Below are 19,798 nucleotides of genomic sequence, written 5' to 3'. Positions count from 1 at the left end.
CGCCTCTCTCGACGCGCCTCTCTCGACGCGCCCCTCTCGACGCGCCCCTCTCGACGCGCCTCTCTCGACGCGCCCCTCTCGACGCGCCTCTCTCGACGCGCCTCTCTCGACGCGCCTCTCTCGACGCGCCTCTCTCGACGCGCCTCTCTCGACGCGCCCTTCTCGACGCGCCTCTCTCGACGCGCCTCTCTCGACGCGCCTCTCTCGACGCGCCTCTCTCGACGCGCCTCTCTCGACGCGCCTCTCTCGACGCGCCGTTCTAACACGACTAGCGCTCCAATCGGTACCCCACCTTCCAGACTGTCTTCACGTGCTGCGGGTTCGCCGGATCCGCCTCGATCTTTCGTCGCAACTCGGCGACGTGTGAATCCACCGTGCGCGTCGTAACGAACGCGCTATAGCCCCACACTTCCTTCAACAGCTCATTGCGGGTGACGACCGCGCCGTCCCGGCGGACGAGGGCAAGCAGCAGTTCGTACGCCTTCGGCGTCAGCGCGCAGGGCACTCCGCCGCGGGTAACCATTCGCGAGCTCGTATCGACCACGACGTCGCCGAAGCGCAGGGGCGCAGGCGCGGCGGCGCCATCGCGCGAGGAGCGACGCAGCAGCGACCGGACGCGCTCGAGCAACTCGAGGACGCCAAATGGCTTCGTGACGTATTGGTCGGCGTCGAGACGGAAGCCGCGAACCTTATCTGCCTCCTCGGCCTTGGCGGTGAGAATGACGACGGGCATCTTCATGCCGCGACTGCGCAGCGTCTGTAGCACTTGATAGCCATCGAGCTCGGGGAGCATGAGGTCGAGAAGGATCAAGTCCGGCGCCCACTGCTCGGCGACGGCGATCGCCTGCCGGCCGTCGTCGGCGATGGACGTCTCGTAGCCCTCGAGACTCAGATTGTACTGAATCCCGGCTGCGAGATCGGCGTTGTCCTCGACGATCAGGACGCGTGCCATGACGCGTCGGCGAGCGCGACTCGCCCGTTAGGCGGCGACACTCGCTGAAGGGGCAGCGTGACAACGAATCGCGCGCCCCGGGCCGCCGTCGCCGGCTCGACCCAACACCGGCCGCCGTGCAGCTCAACGACCTCGCGCACGATCGTTAGGCCGATCCCGCTTCCGCCCTTGGCCTGCGCCGCGGCTCCGCGGGTGAACGGCATCCAGATCTGCTCGCGCTCGCGGACGGGGACGCCCGGGCCTTCGTCCGTGACGCTCAAGACCACCTCCGCATCGCGCTGCTCGAGCGAAACACGCACCGTCTGATCGTTAGGCCCGTACTTCACGGCGTTGTCGAGGAGGTTGATGAGGAGATGCCGGAGTGCTTCCGGTCGCATCGCGAGCGTCGGGCGTGCTTCGATGGCGGTCACGATGCGGACCCGGCGCGAGGTGGCGAGCGGCCGAAACTCGTCGACGATGTGCTCGACTTCCGCGCCGAGATCCGCCGGCGCCGCGACCGTTCCCTCGCTCCGCCCAAGGCGCGAGAAGCGGAGCACGTTCTCGACGAGAAAATGAAGGCGCGTCGTCTCGCGATCGATGTGGCCGAGCGACCACTCGCGCTCGGCGTCGGTCCTGGCGCGTCCGAGACGGAGCGTCTCCAGATAGAGCTTGATCTGCGCGAGCGGCGTCCGCAGCTCATGCGACACGCTCGACACGAAGTCCGCGCGAAGACGGGCCAGCTCGCCTTCGCGGCGCAGCTGCGCCACCGCGACCACGGCGAGCGCCGCCGCGAGGCCGAGGACGCCGAACAGCATCGGCAGCCGCGACGACGGCATCCCACCGATGATCAGAGTTCCTGCAACTTCGGGTCGTATGATCGCGTCGACACCTAACGAACCGACACGGCTCGGCAGATCGATGTGCGACTCGAGGGGCGACGTCAGTCCGGGTGCCGAATCGAAGACTCGGTGGCCGGTGCGATCGCTCACGCGCACGGCGAGCACGTCGCGATTGCGACGGCCCTCGGTAAATGTGGAGGGGAGCAGCCCGTTGCCGTCGAGCACATCCGAGAGGAGGCCGGACAGCGCCGTCGTCGAGTAGCGTGCGCCATAGACCATCGTGTCCCCCCACGACGTCGGCATAAGCGTGTACGCGGCGAGCATCGGTCCTTCGCTCGTCTCACCGACGACTAGCGTGTAGCCGTGATCCGGCTGGCCAGCGGCGCGAATCCGTCGTGTCAACGTGTCGACGAGATACGTCTTTTCGGCGCGCGAGTAATCGCCGGCGAAACCAATCGCGAGCGGCTCCGGCATGGGCCGATCGACCTCCCATCCGTGCATCGGATCCGGATGGCTGTTGAGGCCGACGTCGAGATGGTCAGAGCCGATTTTGAGCGCAAAGAATGTGGACGGATTGGGTCCACTGCGTGCGCGGTGACACATGCACGCGGCGTCCCATGGCAGGTAGTGCGCGAGATCGCGCGCATCCGGCACGCGCGGCGACGTGTGCATTCCAACCCCATGATTCACCGCGCCGAGCGACTCGCGGAGCAGCGTCGTGAGCGCCTCGTTGAGATGCTGAGCGTAGCTCCATGCAGCGAAAGTGGCGTACTCGCGGAGCGCCCGCTCGGTCACCTCCTGCTGCGACCGAACCGTCCGCTGCGCGTCGACCACCGCGAGTGCCGTGAGGCCGATGCTCGCGAGGAGAACGATGAGCGGGACGCGAAATCGGAAGGACGAAGGCAGGCGGGTGGGAAACACCGAGGTATCATGGGTCGGGGACCTCGCCGGGACAACAGAGGGGGTGTGTAGGAACTGTGAAATCAGGGACGACAGCGGGCCACTAGAGCGAGCCGAGAAGAGGCCGCCGTTCTCGGCCCGACGTTCTCGACGGGCCTCTCTCGACAGGCCCTCCCGTGTGCCGCAGTTCGGTTCTATCCTCGCCTAACGAGCCGTTGGTGTATGAATTCTCGACGCCCGTAAGGCCGTTCGGACGACTCGTCCCTTCGACGGTCTGACCAGTCCGCCCATGTACTCGTCTGGTAGGCGTGAACGCGAAACGCGGCGATCGGGTGCTCGCCTCGGTCGCTCCCGTGTCCGACCCGACGATCCGCGAAATGCCGCCTCGCTCGCCGTTGACGTACCTGCCGTTCAGCCATGCCCGCAATAGCGCCTGTGCCCTCGCGACCGCGGCCGGCCTCCTCCTCGGCAGCGCGCGCGGCGCCGGTACCCAGGGCGTCGTCCCGCAAGGGGCGCCGCGCGACATGTCGCGCGTCGCTCTCCGCGACAGCACCGTCTTTCCGCCCATCATCCTGCGGGAATTTCGCGGCGCCTGGTTGAGCCCAGCGGCGGATGGCGACTGGCCCTCTCGGCCTGGTCTCACGGCTGAGCAGCAACAGCGCGAGTTGATCAACCTTCTGGATCGCGCGAAGGCAATTGGCCTCAATGCGATCATCTTTCACGTGAGGCTCAGCGGCGACGCGCTCTACCCCACGCCGCTCGCACCGTGGTCGGCCAAGCTCACCGGTCGCCAGGGAGTGAGTCCGGGCTACGACCCACTCGCCGTTGCCGTGCGCGAGGCGCACGCGCGGGGAATCCAGCTGCACGCCTGGTTCAATCCGTTTCGCGCATCACTCGACGGCGGCATCAAGGCGGCGCGAAATCACGTTACGCGCACCCACAGAGATTGGGTCCGTCGCTACGGCCGGCAGCAGTGGATCGATCCGGGCATTCCGACGGCGCGCGAGGCTGTGCTGGCGACGATCATCGACGTCGTCCAGCGCTATGACATCGATGGCGTACACCTCGACGACTTCTTCTACCCGTATCGCGAGACGCGAACGCACTATCGCCGCGTCGGTCGCGGACGTCATCGACACACCATCAAGATGGTCCACGAGCTCGATTTCCCCGATCAGTTGTCATGGATCAAGTACGGTCGTCGACAGAAATGGACGAACCGGGACGATTGGCGTCGTCACAACATCGACGATTTCGTCCAGCAACTCTATCAGCGCGTGCACGTCGCAAAGCCGTGGGTCGCGGTCGGCATCAGTCCGTTCGGTATCTGGCGCCCCGGTTATCCCGAAGGGATCGACGGACTCGACTCGTTCCGCGAGACGTACGCCGACTCACGCAAATGGCTGCGCGAAGGTTGGGTCGACTATCTCGCGCCGCAGCTCTATTGGCAGGTGGACGCCGCCGAGAATCGCTTTCGCGCGCTCGACGCCTGGTGGCGCACGCAGAATCCGATGGGGCGGCACATCTGGATGGGTCTCTACACCGCCGGCGCCGTCGGTCAGCCGCCGTGGCCGATCGACGAGATTCCGCGACAGATCACGATCCTTCGCGATGCCCGCGAAGGATCGATCGATTCCAATGGACACATTCACTTCCGACTCGGCTCGCTCGTCGCCAACGCCGGTCCACTCTCCGGCTCGTTAGGAGACCGGTTGGAATCGGATAGCTACCGCGACCCGGCCCTCGTTCCCGAAATGCCCTGGCTCGGCGGCAAGCCGCCGGCGCCGCCTGGCGCCGAGATCGTCAACGCGAGCGACGGCGACCGCCTAACGCTGAAGATCACCGCCGGCGATAGCGCCGCGGTATCGCTCTGGGTCGTCCAGATGCGGGACGCGGACGAGCACTGGAAGACGACGATCCTGCCCGTGGCGACGCGCGAATTTGTTCTGCCCGACAGCGCGGATCCGGATCTCGTGGCTGTATCGGCCGTGGATCGGGTGGGACAGACGAGCACGCGAACCGTTCTCCGACTGAGGCGCTAGCTCGTCATGCTGAGGAGCGAAAGCGACGAAGGATCTGCTTTCAAGGTTCTGAAAGCAGATCCTTCGTTTCGCTCAGGGTGACACCGGAGCTTTATCGAGTCGCCAGCTTCGGCGTCTCCTCGCTCGGTGCTTCCGCGAGCTTCACGTGCACCGTCTTCTCGGCGCCCTGTCGAACGAGCGTGAGTGAGACGACGTCGCCGGGGCGCTCGGAGCGAATCACGCGCTGAAGGGACGCGACATGGTCGATGTCATGACCGTCCGCGTTGACGATGATGTCGCCCTTCTCGATGCCGGCAGACTTGGCCGGGCTGGCGCCGTCCTGCGGGAACTCGGCGACCAGCGCACCACGGATCTGTGCCACGCCACCCTGCACGAGCTTGTCCGTTTGCGCGTCCTTCTGCGTCACTTCCCGAAGCTCGAGGCCAAGGACGCCGCGACGAACGTGACCGTACTGGACGATCTGGTTCATGACGTCCTTTGCAAGCGTCACCGGAATCGCGAAGCCGTAGCCAGCGTAGCTGCCGGTTGGGCTGGCGATTGCCGAGTTCATGCCAACGACCTCGCCGTGGATGTTGACGAGCGGTCCACCCGAGTTTCCGGGATTGATCGGCGCATCCGTCTGAAGATTGTCGACTACTGCGTACGGGCTGCCATAGAGCCCGGCGAGCCCACCCCGGCCCTTTGCGCTGATGATGCCCTGCGTGACGGTGAAGTCGAGGCCGAGCGGATTGCCGATCGCGAGCACCCAGTCGCCGACGCGAGTCGTCTCGTCGTTTCCGAGAGGGACGGTCGGCAGATTGTGCGCATCGATCTTGATCACCGCGACGTCGGTTGTCGGATCGCGACCTATGACCTTCGCGTCGAACTCACGCCGGTCGGAAAGAATGACCGTGACTTTGTTGGCGTCAGCGACGACGTGGTTGTTCGTGAGAATCGTTCCATCGGGCGACACGATGAAGCCGGAGCCCGAGGCGTGGATCACGTTGTCCTGCACTCCGCCCTGCCCACGTTGACCTCGACCGCCGAACGGCGCACCCATGTCGGGGAAGCCGAACTGACGAAGATCCGGGAAGTCGGGCATCTGCTGCATGCGCTGCGACGCCGGAACCTTGCCTTCGATGTGAATCGAGACGACGGCAGGGGTAACCTGCTGCGCGACGGCCGCGAACGCATTCTGCGTCTCGACGAGCGGTGCGATGACTGTTGCGTTGACGGCGCCGGCGTGCGCATTCGTGGACGCCTGCCGCGACGATTGAGCATGCAACACCGTCATGACGCCAGAGGCGACAATTGCGGCGCTGCCGATGGAGAGAGCGAGCGCCCGCGTGCGCCCGCCAGACGGTAACACAGACATGTTCAATTCACCTTCAAGTGTTAGAAAGTTGTAACCACTCGCGGCGTTAACGGTCGAACTGTGCGGACCATGGCCGTACGTCGCAGGAACGTAAAAGGCGGCCCCGATGCTCCGGCGCCGCCTGATGAGAGAACTGGAACACCGACGAGAATACCTACCCTGAGATGTCGAGAGGGTTCCGCCCGACATGGCGAGCCAAACCATTTCGCGCGATGCGCCATGGACTGTCGCGCTTGGCATTCGTGCCGTCGCGCTCCTCGTGAGCGGCGCGATCTGGCGGCGGGCGTCTCCGCGGCGTGCATTTGGAGGCGACAGGAGCTCTGCGGGGGAACAGGGCCGACGTACAGGGTGTCCGCAAACTCGCTCTGGCCCGTTTTGCTGAACGGCGCTACGCTCTATCAGTGGCCCTCTTAGCCCTTATTCTCTAGCCCCTAGCTCCTCGTGTACAAGCTCACTGAAACCAATTGGATCTGGCGCGACGGCGAGTTCATTCGCTGGCAGGACGCGCAGATCCATGTGCTTTCGCACTCCGTGCAGTTCGGCTCCTCCATCTTCGAGGGGATTCGCTGCTACGGCACAGCTCGCGGACCGGCCATTTTCCGGCTCCAGGACCACCTGCAGCGCATGATGGATTCCGCCAAGATCTACCGGATGGATTTGGCGTTCTCAATCGATGAGCTGGTGGCGGCGTGCTGCGAGCTGGTCGAGCGAAACGAGCTCGATGCATGCTACCTGCGGCCGATGATCATCCGTGGATATGGGGCGGCGAGCATGGTTCCCTTTGCCAGCCCGATCAACGTGTACCTGCCCTGCTGGCCATGGGGGACGTACCTCGGCGAAGGCGCGCTCGAGAACGGCGTCGACGCATGCGTCGCGAGCTGGAATCGTGTCGCCCCGAACACGATTCCGGCGATGGCAAAGATCGCCGGCAATTACCTGGGCGGTCAGCTCATCAAGATGGAAGCGATGGCCAAGGGTTTCGCGGAGGCAATCGCGTTAGGCACCGACGGCATGCTGAGCGAAGGCTCCGGCCAGAATCTCTTCCTCGTGCGAAAAGGCACGTTGTACACGCCGCCGATAGACGGGACGCTGCTTCCCGGCATCACACGCGAGTCGGTGCTCTCGCTCGCGGCCGAGGCGGGTATTCCGATTCGCGAGGAGCCGCTGCCGCGCGAAATGCTGTATATCGCGGACGAAGTGTTCCTCTCGGGCACGGCGTCGGAGATCACGCCAATCCGCAGCGTCGACAAGATCACGGTTGGCGCGGGGAAGCCGGGGCCGGTGACGAAAGAGCTCCAGCGAATCTTCCTGTCGACGGTACGCGGCGAGGGGCAAGATCCGCACGGCTGGCTGACGTATGTCCGCGCCGAGCGTGCCGATGCGCGTCCGTTGGTCTCTGAGCGGAGAGGGTAGAAGCTGTAGAGGGTTGAGGGTAGAGGGCAGAGGGTGTCGCTCTCAACCCTCTACCCTCCACCCTCCACCCTCCACCCTCTACCCTCTACCCGCTGCCCTCCCACGCATTCATTTCGGCGCGACGAGCATTCCCTTGTCGTCGAGTTTGAGCGTCGCCTTCGCGCTCGCTTCGACGGGCGTCATCTCATCGGCTTCGACGCGGATCTTGTCCGGCGCGACGCGAGCAACGGTGACGCGCGCGCCGGCGTGCATTCCCTTGAGGCCGAGCTCCGCGAGCTTGTCTGGGGATTCGAGCACGGCAGTGAAGCTCATCCCGATGCGGAGCTCGTCGTCGTCGCGGGGCTGGAGCTTCGCGCCGAGCTGCTCGGCGATCGCTTTGGCCGAGACCATGGTTGGGGCGGTGCTCTGCGGCTTGGGTTCCTGCTGGGCGGCGAGTGGCGCGGCGAGTGACGTTAGGCAGAGAGCAAGCGCCCACGCGCGCGGACGGAACGAAATGCTGGTCATGGCTACCTCCAGAAAGGCTTCTCTCGGTCGTGGTTGGTGATTGGTTGCTGATTGGTGGTGATTCGGATCGGCCGCTGGCGTCTTCTCGCCGGCTACCGACCACGAATCACGAATCGCCAACTACCAACCCACCAATCACCCAATCACCACCTTCACTTCCCCGGGGCCTGATCACTGTTCCCGATATCCCGAATGATCTTGTACCGGCCGTCGGGTTGTTTTCTCCAGATGACCAGGAATTTCCCGACGGCATGGCTCGGCTTTGCGCCTTTGGCAGCCGCGTTGCTGACGTCGTACGTCCCGGTTTCAATGGCGTACTCGCCCGACACGATGAGATCTGTCGTTTGGAGCTTGAACGAGGTCGGTTTCATCGTCGCCACCATTGCCCCGAAGGCTTTGGCGATTGCGTCGTGGCCACGGATGGTTGGCATATTCGCATCCATGAACATGGCATCGTCGGCGTAGAAGCTGGCGAGTGTCGCAGTATCACCTTTGAGCGCTGCCGCGCCGAAGCGCGCGTCGGCGCTATCGATCAGTTGCCTAACGGCGGCGGCGTCCGGCGTCGCCGTGCCGGCAAGGGTCGCGGTCGCAGGTGCAGCGGTGTCGGACCGACGAGCGTCCTTGGCACCGCACGCGGCGAGGGCGAGGAGAACAACGCATGTGAAACTCGAGCGCATACACGTTTCCTTTATTGAATGGGATGAGAGACCAGCGCGACGGTCACTTCGCGGGCAGATCACTGTTGAAGATGTCGCGGATCGCCTTGTAACTGCCGTCCGCCTCCTTCTTGAAAACCGTGAGCCCTTTTCCCTTGTCGCTCATCGCCTTGCCTGTCTTTGGCTGGATTGTCATCTCGAACGACGCCGTCTCGATCGCGTAGTCGCCGGTGATGAGAAGATCCTCACGGTGCGTCGCGAACGCGGTGACCTTTCCGGCTGCCAAGAAGGTGGCGAGCGCCTTCACGATCGCTTGGTGTCCCCTGGCCAGCTTGTCGTTCGGCACCATGACGATAGCGTCGTCGCCGTAGTACGCAGCCGCCGCAGCCCTGTCGCCCTTGAGGAGGGCGGCACCCTGCGCCGAGTCGGCGGCTTGGATGGCCTTGCCGATCGCTGCGGCGTCGACGCTCGGTGCGCCGGCGAGCGTCGCCGCGGCTGGCGACGTGGTATCAGTGCGCCGAGCTTGCTGTGTGGTGCATCCGGCGACGGCGGCGAGCGTGATCAACACGAGACACGATGTGCGCATGACGGTACCTCCGAGTGGGTGGCCCGGCGGAAATGGCGGGGGCCCCTATCATGGGCTCACCGTGCTCGTGCGGCAAGTCAGCGGCCTCCGGCCGCTCCGGCCCGCAGCGAGGCGGGATGAATGACCGTGGATGATGCCCCCGGTCCGACGCGTTGCGAGCGTGAAGCATCGAGCACTCCCCGCGGCAATCCCTCTAGATTCGTCCCATGCGCCTTCGCACCCGACTTCTCGCGCTCGCGATCCCCGCGCTCGCCTGCAGCGCCGCGGCGAAGCACCTCTTCACAGCGCCAACGGTCGCGTTTCGCGGTGTGACACTCGAGAGCATCACGCCGATCGGTGGACGCGTGCGAGTGAATCTCCTCGTGCACAACCCGAATCCATACAGTCTCGCGACGTCGGGGATGACGTACGAGTTGTTCGTGCGCGACACCATCGCGGTCGCGCGCGGAGTCGACACACTGCACCGAACCGTCGGCGGGCACGATTCGCTGCTCGTCGCGCTCCCGCTCGACCTGAGCCTGCGCGGTATACTCGCTGCCGGGAACGCGGTCGTCGGCTACGGCATGGTGCCATACCGTCTCATCGGCACCGTTACGGCGGACACGCCGATCGGCTCTCGCAACATCCCCTTCGATCAGAAGGGTGAGTTTGCGCCCGTGAAGCCGCGGTGACGCTGGTTGCTGGTCGCTCGTTGTTCGTTGCTGGTGATTGGCGGCGCGATCGATCGAACCCAAACATCGATCTCAACCACCAACCACCAACCACGTAGTCAGGCGGGCGTCGGAATCGGCTTCGCGGGCGCGATCGCCTCGACTTCGCCACGGGCATTCGTTAGGCGCGCCAGCTCGATCCCCATCTGCTGCGACGCCTCGAGCACCGAGGTGATCGGGCGCAGATCGGTCTCGCCGCCGTGGAGTCGCAGCAGATCGAGCCGGATCGACTCCAGCGCCGCGACTGCTTGCGCCAGAGATTCCCGAGCATGCGCTCGCGGCGCCGCGAGTGCACCGTCTCCACCCGCGTCGAGCGATTCGACGCGCTCGACATCCGCCCGGCAGGCAGCCGCATGCGCTTCGAGTCGCCTAACGACGTCGGGCAGCTCCGCGAGATGGATGCGATACGACTTCGGCAGCGCGTCGAACAGATCGCCAACCGCCAGGCCCAAGGCCATCTCGGTCGGGCGGTAGTCGAGCGATACCGGTCGGTCACGACGCTTCGGTGTCAACAAGCGCGTCACCAGCGCGCCCGCGCGGCTACTCCAGAACCAGGTCCGCACCGCACCCGTTAGGCGGCGTCGCAGGTCGCGCGGGACAAAGGGAACGCCGAGCGCGTGCGAGGCGATCGCGGACACGACGGCTGCTACCCCGGGGACGGCCACGACCGCCATCGCAAGAACTCGCGCTGGAAGCGAGTGTGATACCCACCGGAGAAGGCTGTAGGGATCGATCACGCGGGTTACCAGAAGCCCGAATAGCGCCGCAAATCCGATCGTTGCTCCGCGTAGAATCTGGAACCCGCGCGACAGCTGACCCTCTCGCTCGAACGCCAGCTCCTCGCGCTTTTCTGCCTGCCATAGCTTCACGGCGTGCTGCACATCGGGCAGTGTGTAGCCCGCTCCAAGCACTTTGCGCAGCTTCCGGGCGTGGAAGGTGAAGCTCGGGATCGCTGGCAGAAGCATGAACGCGAGTGTGACTGGCCAGTCGCCGCGCCGCAGCTCCGAGAGCGTGCCCATGAAGAAGACCGTGCTCCACATCAGATAGAGCGGCTTGAGCGGGTCCGACGCCCGGAGCCACAGTCGAAGTGGCGCGGGCAATTGCGTGCGATTCGATGGGAACTCGTCGAGCGCATCCGCCATCGCCTCACCCGTCGCAAAGCGCTCCGCCGCGTCTTTCCGAAGACAGCGGTCGATCGACGCTGCGAGGGGTCGCGGTAATCCCGATACGGCACGCGCCAGTGGCGTTGCTGGCTCGTTCACCTGTCTCGCCAGTAGCGCCGGAAGCGTCTCGGCGTCGAAGGGAAGGCGGCCCGAGAGCGCGAGATAGCCGACAATACCGAGGGAATACAGGTCGCTGCGGCCGTCGACCACGCCACCAGTTGCTTGTTCCGGACTCATGAATTGGGCCGTACCCATGATGCGTCCGGCACTTTCGCCATCGTCGTCACCCGTAGCGATGCCGAAATCGGTGACGAGCGCACGGCCCGTTGCCTTTTCGATCAGAATGTTGTCCGGCTTGACGTCGCGATGGACGACGCCGCGGCCATGCGCGTAGGCGAGCGCCCAGGCAACCTCTCGCAGCAGTCGAGTCGCGACCGCGGGAGAGAGAGGACCCCGTAGTCTCAATCGCTCACCGAGCGTCTCACCGTCGACGAACGCCATGGCGAAGTAGACGAATTCGCCCGCCTCGCCGACGCGGTATATCGGAACGATGTTCGGATGAGAGAGCGAAGCGGCGGTGCGGGCTTCTCGAACGAAGCGCTCGCGTAGCTCGGGACGAGTGCCTGGGAGGACCTTGATCGCAACCAGCCGGTTGAGCTGAACCTCGCGCGCGAGGTACACGATGCCCATTCCGCCCCGACCCAGCTCCCGCTCGAGGGAATACTCCCCCGCCAAGGCGGACTGCAGTTCGAGGAACTCCGGGTCCACGCGCGCCGCCATGTTCAATCTCCTGGTCGAGTACCTCGCTTACGGGAGGAGGGCGCTTCGGGTTGCGGCGTCGGCTCGGCGCGTATCCTGACCAGACTGCTCGATGGCGATTCATCGCGATGAATATGCCGAGCGATCGGGCCGAGAGACTCCGTTTCCTGCTTGCGCCGTGCGACTTCGAGCGCCGTGATGCAGGTGGTCAGCCAGACGGCGCCGGCGGCGAGTCCACCGACGACGTCGCTGAAGAAATGAAGGCCGAGGTACAGCCGGCTGTACCCGACGGCCGCGACGAGCATTGCGCCGATGAGGATGGTCGAGGTGCGCCAGAATCGGGAACCTGTTAGGCAGATCACGAAATACGCAATCATGCCATAACCCACCAACGCGCCGAGCACATGGCTGCTGGGAAAACTGAACGACGGCTCGGAGGCGTAGGCGATCTCGAAGATCGGCCGGTCGCGATGGATCGCATGCTTGAGTGCCCACGCGAGCACTTCCGCGCCGGAGAGTGCGGCGAGCCAGCCGGCGAGGGGCAGCCAACCGCGGCGCGACGAATACCAGATCGCGAGGGGCAGTCCGAAGACCGCGGTCGTCGACATGGTTCCGAGCCGCGTCACCGCAACCGAGAAGGCAATGCCGTGAGGCGTCGCACCGGAGTGCAACACTTCGGCGAGATCGAGATCGAAGCGGACGATCGCAGTCTTCGACAACACGCTCTGCGCAATCGCGGCAAAGACCAACAGCAAGACGAAGCTGACGCCGAGTCCAAGCGTGAGGTTGAGACCGAGATAGTGGGCCGGTGAGAATCGACGGAAGAGAATGGACTGCGCACGCGGTGATCGATCGGCGAGCCAACGCACGGGCCGCGACATCAAGACCCGGTGCCACAACGTGCCCTCGGCGCGCCAGGTGGCGTCGACGTCCTCGATCAGCCAACCGCCGGCGACGGCGAGTGTGACGAGCGCCGCGAGTCCGAAGCCCGCGACAAGAGAGGCGCGTACGATCTGATGATAGAACGGTGATGCGTGATGACCGAAGAAATAGCCGATGGCGCAGAAGGCGCAGGCCCAGATCGCGGCGCCGGCGAGATTGTACAAGGTGAAGCGGCGGGCGTCCATTTGCGACACGCCGGCGACGACCGAAATGAGCATACGCACAACTGGCACAAAGCGGCCGAAGAGCACCGCGCTCGTACCATGCCGCTCGAAAAAGCGATGCGCGTGGGCCAGGGCATTGCCGCCCCTGTGGGCATGACGCGAGATGAAGCTCGAGCCGGTGCGGCCGAGGTAGAATGCCGCGGTCGTCCCCGCCGTGGTCGAGAGCGTCGAGACGAGAAAGACGAGCGCGAGCGAAAGATGGCCGCGCGCCGCGAGCGCCGAGGCGGTGACGACCGTCGTATCGGTCGGGAACGGAATAGCCAGCCCTTCACCGAACAGGAAAAGGGCGATCAATGCATAGCCGTAATGTGCTACGAGCCCAACTAGATGCGCAGCCACGAAGCGGAAGATATCGAGACGGACACACCAATACGGCTGGCAGCTTCGATGCCAGCCAAGGCCCGTTTCGCACTACTTCAGGCTATACACGTAGGCCGCGAGAGCGCGGAGCTCGCGGCCGTTGAATTGGGTGATGTTCGGCATCTGCGTGCCGGGCTTGAGCGACTGCGCATTCGCGATCCATCCTTCGAGCGCGCCTAACGAGTTCGGCAGTACGCCCGCGGCGATCGTTCTGCGGCTGCCGACGTGGGTGAGATCCGGCGCAATCTGGCCCCGTGCCGGAGTGCCACGCACGGTGTGACAAACGACGCATGGGCCATTCACAAAGACCCGCTGTCCGAGCTGCGTCAGTGAATCCGCGGGTGGAGTGGCCGGTTCGAGCTGCGCGCGCCACCACCGGGCGAACGTGGCCGAGTCGTCGGCGACGACGGTGAAGGCCATGTGCGCGTGTTGGAGCCCGCAATACTCGGCGCACTGCCCGCGATATTCGCCGGGACGCTCGGCGCGAAGGCGAATGTCGTTCGTGTCACCCGGGATGAGATCGAGCTTGCCTTGCAGCTTCGGCACCCAGAAGCTGTGGATGACGTCCGCGGAGGTCAGAAGCACTCGCACCGGCTGACCGACGGGGATGTGGATCTCGTTCGCAGTCGTCAAGTACGTCTGCAGCTTCGGTCCGAGATAGTCGATCTGCCACCACCACTGGCGGCCGGTAACGTGAATGGTCAGCACCGGTGGGGCGCCGCGCACGGGGAACATTCCAAGAGTGCTCATCGCGACGACGAAGATCGCGACGAGTACGAGCGTGGGCATGAGCGCCCCGCCATACACGATCCAGCCGCGTCCTCGTGGCGTGAGGTCCGGACTGAGGTCCGTGGTGCGCCGATTGCGCGACACGGCCCAGGCAAGCACGATCACGACCCCGATGAAGATGATCGCGGACAGCACGATCATGAACCAGCCGAGCGTCGCGATGCGTCGTGCCGGATCGCCGCTTGCGTCGAGCGCGTTCATCGGCGTATCGCACGCGGCCAGCGCCACGACGGTCGCGGGGAGCGCCATACGGATCGCGGCGTACTGAACGCGGCACCCCATCAGTTCCGTAACGTGTAGAGGTAGGCGACCATGTCGCGCGCGACAATCGGGGAGACGTGGAGATTCGGCATCGCGGTATTCGGCTCCACGGATTGCGGATCAATGATCCACCGTTTCATGTTGTCCGGCGTGTTGGGCAGCTCGCCCGCGATCATCGTGCGATCGGCAATGCCATTGAGCGGCGGGCCAACCAGTCCCGCTGCGCCAGCGATGCCGTCGATCTGATGACACGCGCCGCACGAGAAAGCCGCGAGCGCCGTCGCGCCGCGCGAGACGTCGCCTCCCGGCACCGCGCTGTTGGAGACGCGCCGGGCGCACGCGACGACAGCGATGACGATGAGCACACGCCAGCTGCCTAACGACCGCGACCGGATCATGGGATGCCCCCGGAGACCGCGACGTTGGACGGTGCACGGTGATTGGCGAGCCAGGTCGCGAAGAGCGCTCCCGCAGCGGCGATGTAGAAGAGTCCACCCGGAACCCACATGATGAGCCCTGCGAGCTGCTGGTCCTCGAGCGGCGTGATCCCCCACGCACGCGCTCCCGCGGCCTGTATTGGGAACCATGGCTCGCGCGCGAACGCGAGTACGGCGCCTAACGCGCCGCTCTCCATCGAGGTCGCGAGAAGGAGAAGCACGCCGATCGCATAGGCCGATCGCCGTTCGTGTCGCGGCAGAAGAATGCGCCACCAGAGCAGGATCGCCGTCGCGATGAAGCTCAGGTGCTCGAGCGCATGAACCCAGGGCCGCTCGAGCGCCAGCGTGTACAATCGTGGCGCGTGCCAGAGCCAGAGCGCGGCCGTACTGCTGCCGAGGGCGAAGGGCCACGTTGTCGCTCCATGCCAGACGGCGAGAAGCCCCCGTGTGGCGTGCCGCTGCCGCAGCCACGTTAGGCGCCGTGGCGGCAACAGCCACGCCGCCGCCACATGCGGCATGCCGAGCACGAGGAGTGGCGGCGCAAGCATCATGAGGAGGAGATGCTGAACCATGTGCGCCGAGAAGAGCGTCTCTCCCAGAGCGTCGAGCGGTGACAGCAATGCGATGGCAATGGTCGCAAGGCCAGCCGAGAACGCGGTGACTCGCCAACGCGGAACGCCGCGGCCGACACCGGCTCGTCGCCACAAGGCGCGTACGCCCGACGCGTACGCGGCGGCCGCAACGGCAATCGCCACGATGACGCCGGGTTCGCCACCCCACGACGTCCACACATCGGCGGGACTCAGTGCGCTTGCATGCATGCGTTCAACATCAATGGCGCAATCGCGATCAGTGCGATGCCGAATGCGAAGATCGAGGCGACGAGAATTCCGACGAGCGCCATGAATCGAGCGCGGTCCCACTCCACGCGCGTGCTCTGGCCTGGTGGACGCGAGGCGACAATCGCGCGGTACGACCCGCGCGCCGCCCAGAGGGAGCCTAACGCGAGCACGGTGAAAGCCACGCCGAACACGACCTGCACGACGCCCGGGCTGGCGACCGGCCGCCCACGCAGGCCGTTCGGTGCGATGTCACAGCCACGCGACACGAGGAGATAGCCGACAATGAGCGCGATGATCCAGGCGGCCGGCGCGATCAAAACGCCAAACCACAGTCGCCGCTGACTCACGGGAATTCGCTCGGTGCCGGCGTCGATCATCGATAGAACTGGGGCGAGAGATAGATCGCGGTCAATATCGCGAGCCAGACGCCGTCGACGGTATGCCAGTACAGGAACACGTTCTTGACGGCGAGGTGCCGGTGGGCATCGAAGTGTCCGAGCAGTGAGCGAAGCCCGAGGTAGAGCATCAGCACGAGCCCGAACGCCACATGCACACCGTGAAAGCCTGTGATCGTGAAGAAGAGCGAGACGTACGCGTGCTCGCGTGGTCCCATGTGCTGCAGCTTCTCGGCGTACTCGCGCATCTGGAGAACGAGGAACGCGGCGCCAAGCCCGAACGCGACGAGCAATCCGATGCGAAAGCGGCCTCGTTCGTCTCGCTCGATGCCCTTCTCCGCCCAGATGGCCGCCCCGCTGCTCGAGAGGAGCAGCGCGGTCATGATCAGCGGCAGTTGGAGTTTCGGGAGCTCGAAACCAGGCGGCGGCCATTCTCGGTTGGCGACGGCGACATAGAGATAGCTTGCGAGCAGATAGGCGAAGAGCATGGCCTCGGTGAGGCAGAAGAGCACCATGCCCCACCACCCGACCTCTTCGCTGGAGCGAGTAGCAGGTGGGAGACGTCGGTCGTCGGGGAGCGGAGTAGGAAAGGCCCGCGCCGTCATACCTCGGTCTCCAACATCTTGTCGTGAACGGGCCACAGCCAGCGCGCGAGACAGAGCAGGGTCGCCACACCGCCGAGAGCCGTCAACCAGTCGAGCCTAACGAGCAATCCGACAAAGGCGACGAGCAGCGTAACAGCGATGAGCACGGTCCAGCCATTGTCTTCCGGCAGTTCGATGACCGCTTCGAGCTGGGCATCCAGCGCCGAGGTGCGCGGCGTGAGCCGCCCCTCGTCGTAGGCAGGGCCGAAGCGCAGCCCGCCGTCCCAGAGTGGATCCCGGCTCGTCACGAGCGGGATATGCTCGAAGTTGTACTCTCGCGGCGGTGAGCTTGCGAGCCACTCGAGCGAGCTCGCGCCCCACGGGTCGGGACCGGCCAGCACACCGGCGAAGCGGCTCTGCGCGACGTTCCAGATCGTGATCGCGACGCCGATCGCGAAGAGATACGCGCCTAACGTGGAGACGAGATTCGAGCTCTCGAGTCCGAGGCCTGGCTGGAATGTGTACACACGGCGCGGCATGCCGAGCAGCCCAGCAATGTGCATCGGAAAGAACGCGAGGTTGAAGCCGATCGTCATCACCCAGAAGCTCGCCTTGCCGATGCTCTCGCTCAGCAACCGCCCCGTCATCTTCGGGAACCAGTAGTACAGGGCCGCGAACACCGCGAAGACGGAGCTTCCCGCAATCACGTAATGGATATGTCCCACCACGAAATACGTATCGTGGATCTGCCAGTCGAACGGCACCGCGGCGCCCATGACGCCCGTGATACCGCCGATCGTGAATTGCAGAATGAAGGCGAGAGCGAACAGCATCGGCGTGGCGAGTACGACACGTCCGTGCCACATCGTCGCAATCCAGGCGAAGATGGTGACCGCGCTTGGAATCGAGATGGTCATACTCGCAGCGCCGAAAAAGCTCATCGACAGCTGCGGGAGGCCCGTCGCGAACATGTGATGCACCCAGACGCCGAAGCCAATGAGCCCCGTCACCACCGTGGAGACGGCGAGAAACGTGTGGCCAATGATCGGACGCCGGCAGAAGACGGGAATGATCATCGAGAGCATGCCCGTGGCGGGAAGGAAAATGATGTACACCCACGGGTGTCCGAACACCCAGAACAGGTGTTGCCAGAGCAACGGCGTGCCGCCGAGCGCCGGATTGAAAAAAACGAAATGCCAGCGTCGCTCCAGCTCGAGAAAGCCGAGAGCGACGGTAAGTGCCGGCATTGCGAGCACGACGGAGATCGACATCGTGAGCGAGCTCCACAAGAACAGCGGCATGCGATCGATCGACATGCCGGGTGCTCGCAGTTTGAGAATCGTGACGATGGAGTTGATCGCGCCCGCCGTCGTCGAGATGCCGAGGAAGAGGAGTCCGAGGACGTAGAACTCCATGTTGATTCCGGGATCGAAGCGCGGTCCGGTGAGCGGCGTGTACGCGAACCATCCGCCATCGGGCGCGTGGCCAATGGCGAAGCTCGCGTACATAAACACGCCCGCAAGCAGAAATGCGTAATAACTGAACGTGTTCAGCCGTGGGAAGGCGAGCTCTCGCGCGCCGATCATGAGCGGCGTGAGATAGAAGCTGAATCCCGATAGCACCGGCTGAATGAAGAGGAACATCATCGTGGTGCCGTGCATCGTGAACAGCTGGTTGTACAGCTCCGGTGAGAGGAGACGCGCTTCAGGGCGCGCGAGCTGCGCGCGCATCAACGCTGCTTCGACGCCGCCGAGGAGAAAGAAGACGAAGGCGGTGACGATGTAGCGAATGCCGAGCTTTTTGTGGTCGACCGTCGCGAGCCACGCCAGCGCGTTGTGTGGACTGGTCCACGATGCCTCGAGCTGGCGAATACTCGTCGTCGCGATCTCAGGGAGCGCGGTCGTGTCCATGACGAATGGCGGGTCCATTGTACGGCGTCGAGCGCCCGGGTCGTGCATTCATCACGCCATGACCGTGTAATTCCGGCGAATGAATAGGCCGCCCATTCAATTGTCGGTGCGCGTGCGCTAGCCGCCGCTCGAAGCGGTGCCACCTGCCAGGAGCTAGACCCGCAAGGCTAGCCCCTGGTCCCTCGCCTCCAGTTCCTATCTACGGAAGACGAACGACGTCGGCGCTCCGAGCACGATTTGCGTCCCGACCGACAGCGTTGCTCCGGCGACCGTGCCGGTGAACACCAGGCCGTTGAAGGAATCGGTCAGCGTGATCTGGCCGTTCTTGAACGAGAACGTACCGCCGACCGGCGCGTTGGTGTTGACGAACATCTCGTTCGTCGTTAGGTCCGTGCCGCGCACGCCGAGCTGGCCGGTCCAGCTATTGTCGTCCGCCAGAACTACGCTGCCGCTGACGAACTCGTCTCGCTCCTGCGAGTCCTCGTAAAACGCCGCGGGCACATTGTTTCCGTTCACTGTCTGGAGTGTGTAAGTCCCTGCGACTGTTTCGGGACCAATAGCCTTGTCGCCGCCACACGCGATGAGTAGCATCGCGAGGGACGCCAGCACGTACCTCCGCATAACGCCTCCCTGAGTGAGTGCGTCGCTCATCCTCCCCCATTTCCACACGAGCGGACGCCCTTGGAGGCCGCGAACGCAAATCGCGGGCGAGACAGTGCCGGATACCCGTGGAAGCCGATCGACTCGTTACAGCCGGTACGCAACGCGTCGAGACGAACACGACAGTCCCGCGCGCGCCGGACGCGACTCGTTATGCAACAGCTCAGGAGCTTTTGCGGGACGAACGCTTGCGGGAAGTCCGCTTGCGCGAGGAACGCTTGCGCGGGACCTTCGCTCCCTTCTTGCGCGCTTCCGACAGTCCGATCGCGATCGCCTGCTTGCGGCTCTTCACCTTGCCACCATGGCCGCTCTTGCCACGCTTCAGTGTTCCATGCTTTCGTCGGCGCATCGCGCTCTCGACGCGCTTGCTTGCACCGCGGCCGTATTTTCGTCGACTCGATTTGCGGCCGCCACGCTTTGCTGCCATGACCCCTCCGGGTAGAAGCCCGTCTTCGAGGAACGAGCCGATCCGGGTGCAAACATGATACCGCCCTACATGAATCACGGCGTCAACCGATACTCGAAAGGAGTCGTGTG

At 64.7% G+C, this 19,798-nt stretch carries 19 protein-coding genes; 3 read left to right on the top strand and 16 right to left on the bottom strand.

The window, feature by feature from the left end; translation table 11 throughout:
- Positions 1-268 precede the first annotated feature (268 nt).
- Both VGH98_12100 and VGH98_12095 read right to left on the bottom strand, forming a co-directional pair.
- Positions 269-952 (bottom strand): response regulator transcription factor, encoded by a 684-nt coding sequence (locus VGH98_12100; GenBank protein ID HEY2376709.1) that lies wholly within the window; start codon positions 950-952, stop codon positions 269-271.
- Complete coding sequence (locus VGH98_12095) at positions 937-2,691, bottom strand: HAMP domain-containing sensor histidine kinase (protein HEY2376708.1); 1,755 nt, start codon at positions 2,689-2,691, stop codon at positions 937-939. Before VGH98_12095 ends, VGH98_12100 begins: the two co-directional genes overlap by 16 nt.
- Before the next feature lie 287 nt (positions 2,692-2,978).
- On the opposite strand from VGH98_12095, the gene VGH98_12090 reads away from it, so the two are divergent.
- Positions 2,979-4,712 carry a family 10 glycosylhydrolase gene (locus VGH98_12090; GenBank protein ID HEY2376707.1) on the top strand — a complete coding sequence of 578 codons (1,734 nt, stop codon included), beginning with the start codon at positions 2,979-2,981 and terminating at the stop codon, positions 4,710-4,712.
- 91 nt (positions 4,713-4,803) lie between these two features.
- On the opposite strand, the gene VGH98_12085 is transcribed toward VGH98_12090, so the two are convergent.
- Positions 4,804-6,066, bottom strand: a complete 1,263-nt coding sequence (locus VGH98_12085; protein ID HEY2376706.1) for a trypsin-like peptidase domain-containing protein — start codon at positions 6,064-6,066, stop codon at positions 4,804-4,806.
- A gap of 441 nt (positions 6,067-6,507) precedes the next feature.
- Here VGH98_12085 and VGH98_12080 point away from each other — a divergent pair, with 441 nt between their 5' ends.
- Positions 6,508-7,479 carry a branched-chain amino acid transaminase gene (locus VGH98_12080; GenBank protein ID HEY2376705.1) on the top strand — a complete coding sequence of 324 codons (972 nt, stop codon included), beginning with the start codon at positions 6,508-6,510 and terminating at the stop codon, positions 7,477-7,479.
- Between the two features lie 108 nt (positions 7,480-7,587).
- Here the strand turns inward: VGH98_12080 and VGH98_12075 are convergent, their stop codons facing one another.
- From VGH98_12075 to VGH98_12065, 3 genes are all read right to left on the bottom strand, one after another.
- Positions 7,588-7,983, bottom strand: coding sequence for a hypothetical protein (locus VGH98_12075; GenBank protein HEY2376704.1), 396 nt, complete (start codon positions 7,981-7,983; stop codon positions 7,588-7,590).
- Between the two features lie 152 nt (positions 7,984-8,135).
- Positions 8,136-8,660 carry a DUF4440 domain-containing protein gene (locus VGH98_12070; GenBank protein ID HEY2376703.1) on the bottom strand — a complete coding sequence of 175 codons (525 nt, stop codon included), beginning with the start codon at positions 8,658-8,660 and terminating at the stop codon, positions 8,136-8,138.
- Positions 8,661-8,703: 43 nt separating this feature from the next.
- Positions 8,704-9,225 (bottom strand): DUF4440 domain-containing protein, encoded by a 522-nt coding sequence (locus VGH98_12065; GenBank protein HEY2376702.1) that lies wholly within the window; start codon positions 9,223-9,225, stop codon positions 8,704-8,706.
- 206 nt (positions 9,226-9,431) lie between these two features.
- Here VGH98_12065 and VGH98_12060 point away from each other — a divergent pair, with 206 nt between their 5' ends.
- Entirely contained in the window at positions 9,432-9,896 is a 465-nt protein-coding gene (locus tag VGH98_12060; GenBank protein HEY2376701.1) for an LEA type 2 family protein, read from the top strand.
- Between the two features lie 98 nt (positions 9,897-9,994).
- Here the strand turns inward: VGH98_12060 and VGH98_12055 are convergent, their stop codons facing one another.
- The 10 genes from VGH98_12055 to VGH98_12010 form a co-directional block, all read right to left on the bottom strand.
- A complete protein-coding gene (locus tag VGH98_12055; GenBank protein HEY2376700.1) occupies positions 9,995-11,878 on the bottom strand; it encodes a serine/threonine-protein kinase in 1,884 nt (627 codons plus the stop codon).
- Positions 11,879-11,880: 2 nt separating this feature from the next.
- Positions 11,881-13,362: a bifunctional DedA family/phosphatase PAP2 family protein gene (locus VGH98_12050; GenBank protein HEY2376699.1), complete on the bottom strand. Its 1,482-nt coding sequence runs from the start codon at positions 13,360-13,362 to the stop codon at positions 11,881-11,883.
- Positions 13,363-13,434: 72 nt separating this feature from the next.
- Positions 13,435-14,454 carry a cytochrome c oxidase subunit II gene (gene coxB / locus VGH98_12045; GenBank protein HEY2376698.1) on the bottom strand — a complete coding sequence of 340 codons (1,020 nt, stop codon included), beginning with the start codon at positions 14,452-14,454 and terminating at the stop codon, positions 13,435-13,437.
- Positions 14,454-14,831: a c-type cytochrome gene (locus VGH98_12040; GenBank protein ID HEY2376697.1), complete on the bottom strand. Its 378-nt coding sequence runs from the start codon at positions 14,829-14,831 to the stop codon at positions 14,454-14,456. Before VGH98_12040 ends, coxB begins: the two co-directional genes overlap by 1 nt.
- Complete coding sequence (locus tag VGH98_12035) at positions 14,828-15,691, bottom strand: cytochrome c oxidase assembly protein (GenBank protein HEY2376696.1); 864 nt, start codon at positions 15,689-15,691, stop codon at positions 14,828-14,830. The genes VGH98_12040 and VGH98_12035 overlap by 4 nt, the downstream gene beginning before the upstream one ends.
- Positions 15,673-16,089 (bottom strand): hypothetical protein, encoded by a 417-nt coding sequence (locus VGH98_12030; GenBank protein HEY2376695.1) that lies wholly within the window; start codon positions 16,087-16,089, stop codon positions 15,673-15,675. The genes VGH98_12035 and VGH98_12030 overlap by 19 nt, the downstream gene beginning before the upstream one ends.
- A complete protein-coding gene (locus VGH98_12025) occupies positions 16,086-16,622 on the bottom strand; it encodes a heme-copper oxidase subunit III (GenBank protein ID HEY2376694.1) in 537 nt (178 codons plus the stop codon). The genes VGH98_12030 and VGH98_12025 overlap by 4 nt, the downstream gene beginning before the upstream one ends.
- An 86-nt stretch (positions 16,623-16,708) precedes the next feature.
- Entirely contained in the window at positions 16,709-18,619 is a 1,911-nt protein-coding gene (ctaD, locus tag VGH98_12020) for a cytochrome c oxidase subunit I (protein ID HEY2376693.1), read from the bottom strand.
- A gap of 177 nt (positions 18,620-18,796) precedes the next feature.
- The gene (locus VGH98_12015) at positions 18,797-19,222 is read right to left on the bottom strand and encodes a hypothetical protein (protein ID HEY2376692.1); all 426 of its coding nucleotides are present in this window, start codon (positions 19,220-19,222) and stop codon (positions 18,797-18,799) included.
- Between the two features lie 202 nt (positions 19,223-19,424).
- Entirely contained in the window at positions 19,425-19,688 is a 264-nt protein-coding gene (locus VGH98_12010; GenBank protein ID HEY2376691.1) for a DUF6496 domain-containing protein, read from the bottom strand.
- Positions 19,689-19,798: the final 110 nt, after the last annotated feature.

This window comes from Gemmatimonadaceae bacterium (assembly GCA_036496605.1).
In the GTDB taxonomy this organism is placed as follows: Bacteria; Gemmatimonadota; Gemmatimonadetes; order Gemmatimonadales; family Gemmatimonadaceae; genus AG2.
Note: the sequence above shows the minus strand (reverse complement) of the source record. Positions and strands in the feature narration are given on the sequence as shown.

Excerpts from the sequence above, each read along its gene's own strand:
- VGH98_12015 (HEY2376692.1), bottom strand. The coding sequence starts at position 19,222 with ATGCGGAGGTACGTGCTGGCGTCCCTCGCGATGCTACTCATCGCGTGT.
- VGH98_12010 (HEY2376691.1), bottom strand. The coding sequence starts at position 19,688 with ATGGCAGCAAAGCGTGGCGGCCGCAAATCGAGTCGACGAAAATACGGC.
- VGH98_12055 (HEY2376700.1), bottom strand. The coding sequence starts at position 11,878 with ATGGCGGCGCGCGTGGACCCGGAGTTCCTCGAACTGCAGTCCGCCTTG.
- VGH98_12075 (HEY2376704.1), bottom strand. The coding sequence starts at position 7,983 with ATGACCAGCATTTCGTTCCGTCCGCGCGCGTGGGCGCTTGCTCTCTGC.
- VGH98_12030 (HEY2376695.1), bottom strand. The coding sequence starts at position 16,089 with ATGATCGACGCCGGCACCGAGCGAATTCCCGTGAGTCAGCGGCGACTG.
- VGH98_12070 (HEY2376703.1), bottom strand. The coding sequence starts at position 8,660 with ATGCGCTCGAGTTTCACATGCGTTGTTCTCCTCGCCCTCGCCGCGTGC.
- VGH98_12100 (HEY2376709.1), bottom strand. The coding sequence starts at position 952 with ATGGCACGCGTCCTGATCGTCGAGGACAACGCCGATCTCGCAGCCGGG.
- coxB (HEY2376698.1), bottom strand. The coding sequence starts at position 14,454 with ATGGGGTGCCGCGTTCAGTACGCCGCGATCCGTATGGCGCTCCCCGCG.
- VGH98_12085 (HEY2376706.1), bottom strand. The coding sequence starts at position 6,066 with ATGTCTGTGTTACCGTCTGGCGGGCGCACGCGGGCGCTCGCTCTCTCC.
- VGH98_12060 (HEY2376701.1), top strand. The coding sequence starts at position 9,432 with ATGCGCCTTCGCACCCGACTTCTCGCGCTCGCGATCCCCGCGCTCGCC.
- ctaD (HEY2376693.1), bottom strand. The coding sequence starts at position 18,619 with ATGGACCCGCCATTCGTCATGGACACGACCGCGCTCCCTGAGATCGCG.
- VGH98_12040 (HEY2376697.1), bottom strand. The coding sequence starts at position 14,831 with ATGATCCGGTCGCGGTCGTTAGGCAGCTGGCGTGTGCTCATCGTCATC.
- VGH98_12025 (HEY2376694.1), bottom strand. The coding sequence starts at position 16,622 with ATGGTGCTCTTCTGCCTCACCGAGGCCATGCTCTTCGCCTATCTGCTC.
- VGH98_12065 (HEY2376702.1), bottom strand. The coding sequence starts at position 9,225 with ATGCGCACATCGTGTCTCGTGTTGATCACGCTCGCCGCCGTCGCCGGA.
- VGH98_12035 (HEY2376696.1), bottom strand. The coding sequence starts at position 15,691 with ATGCATGCAAGCGCACTGAGTCCCGCCGATGTGTGGACGTCGTGGGGT.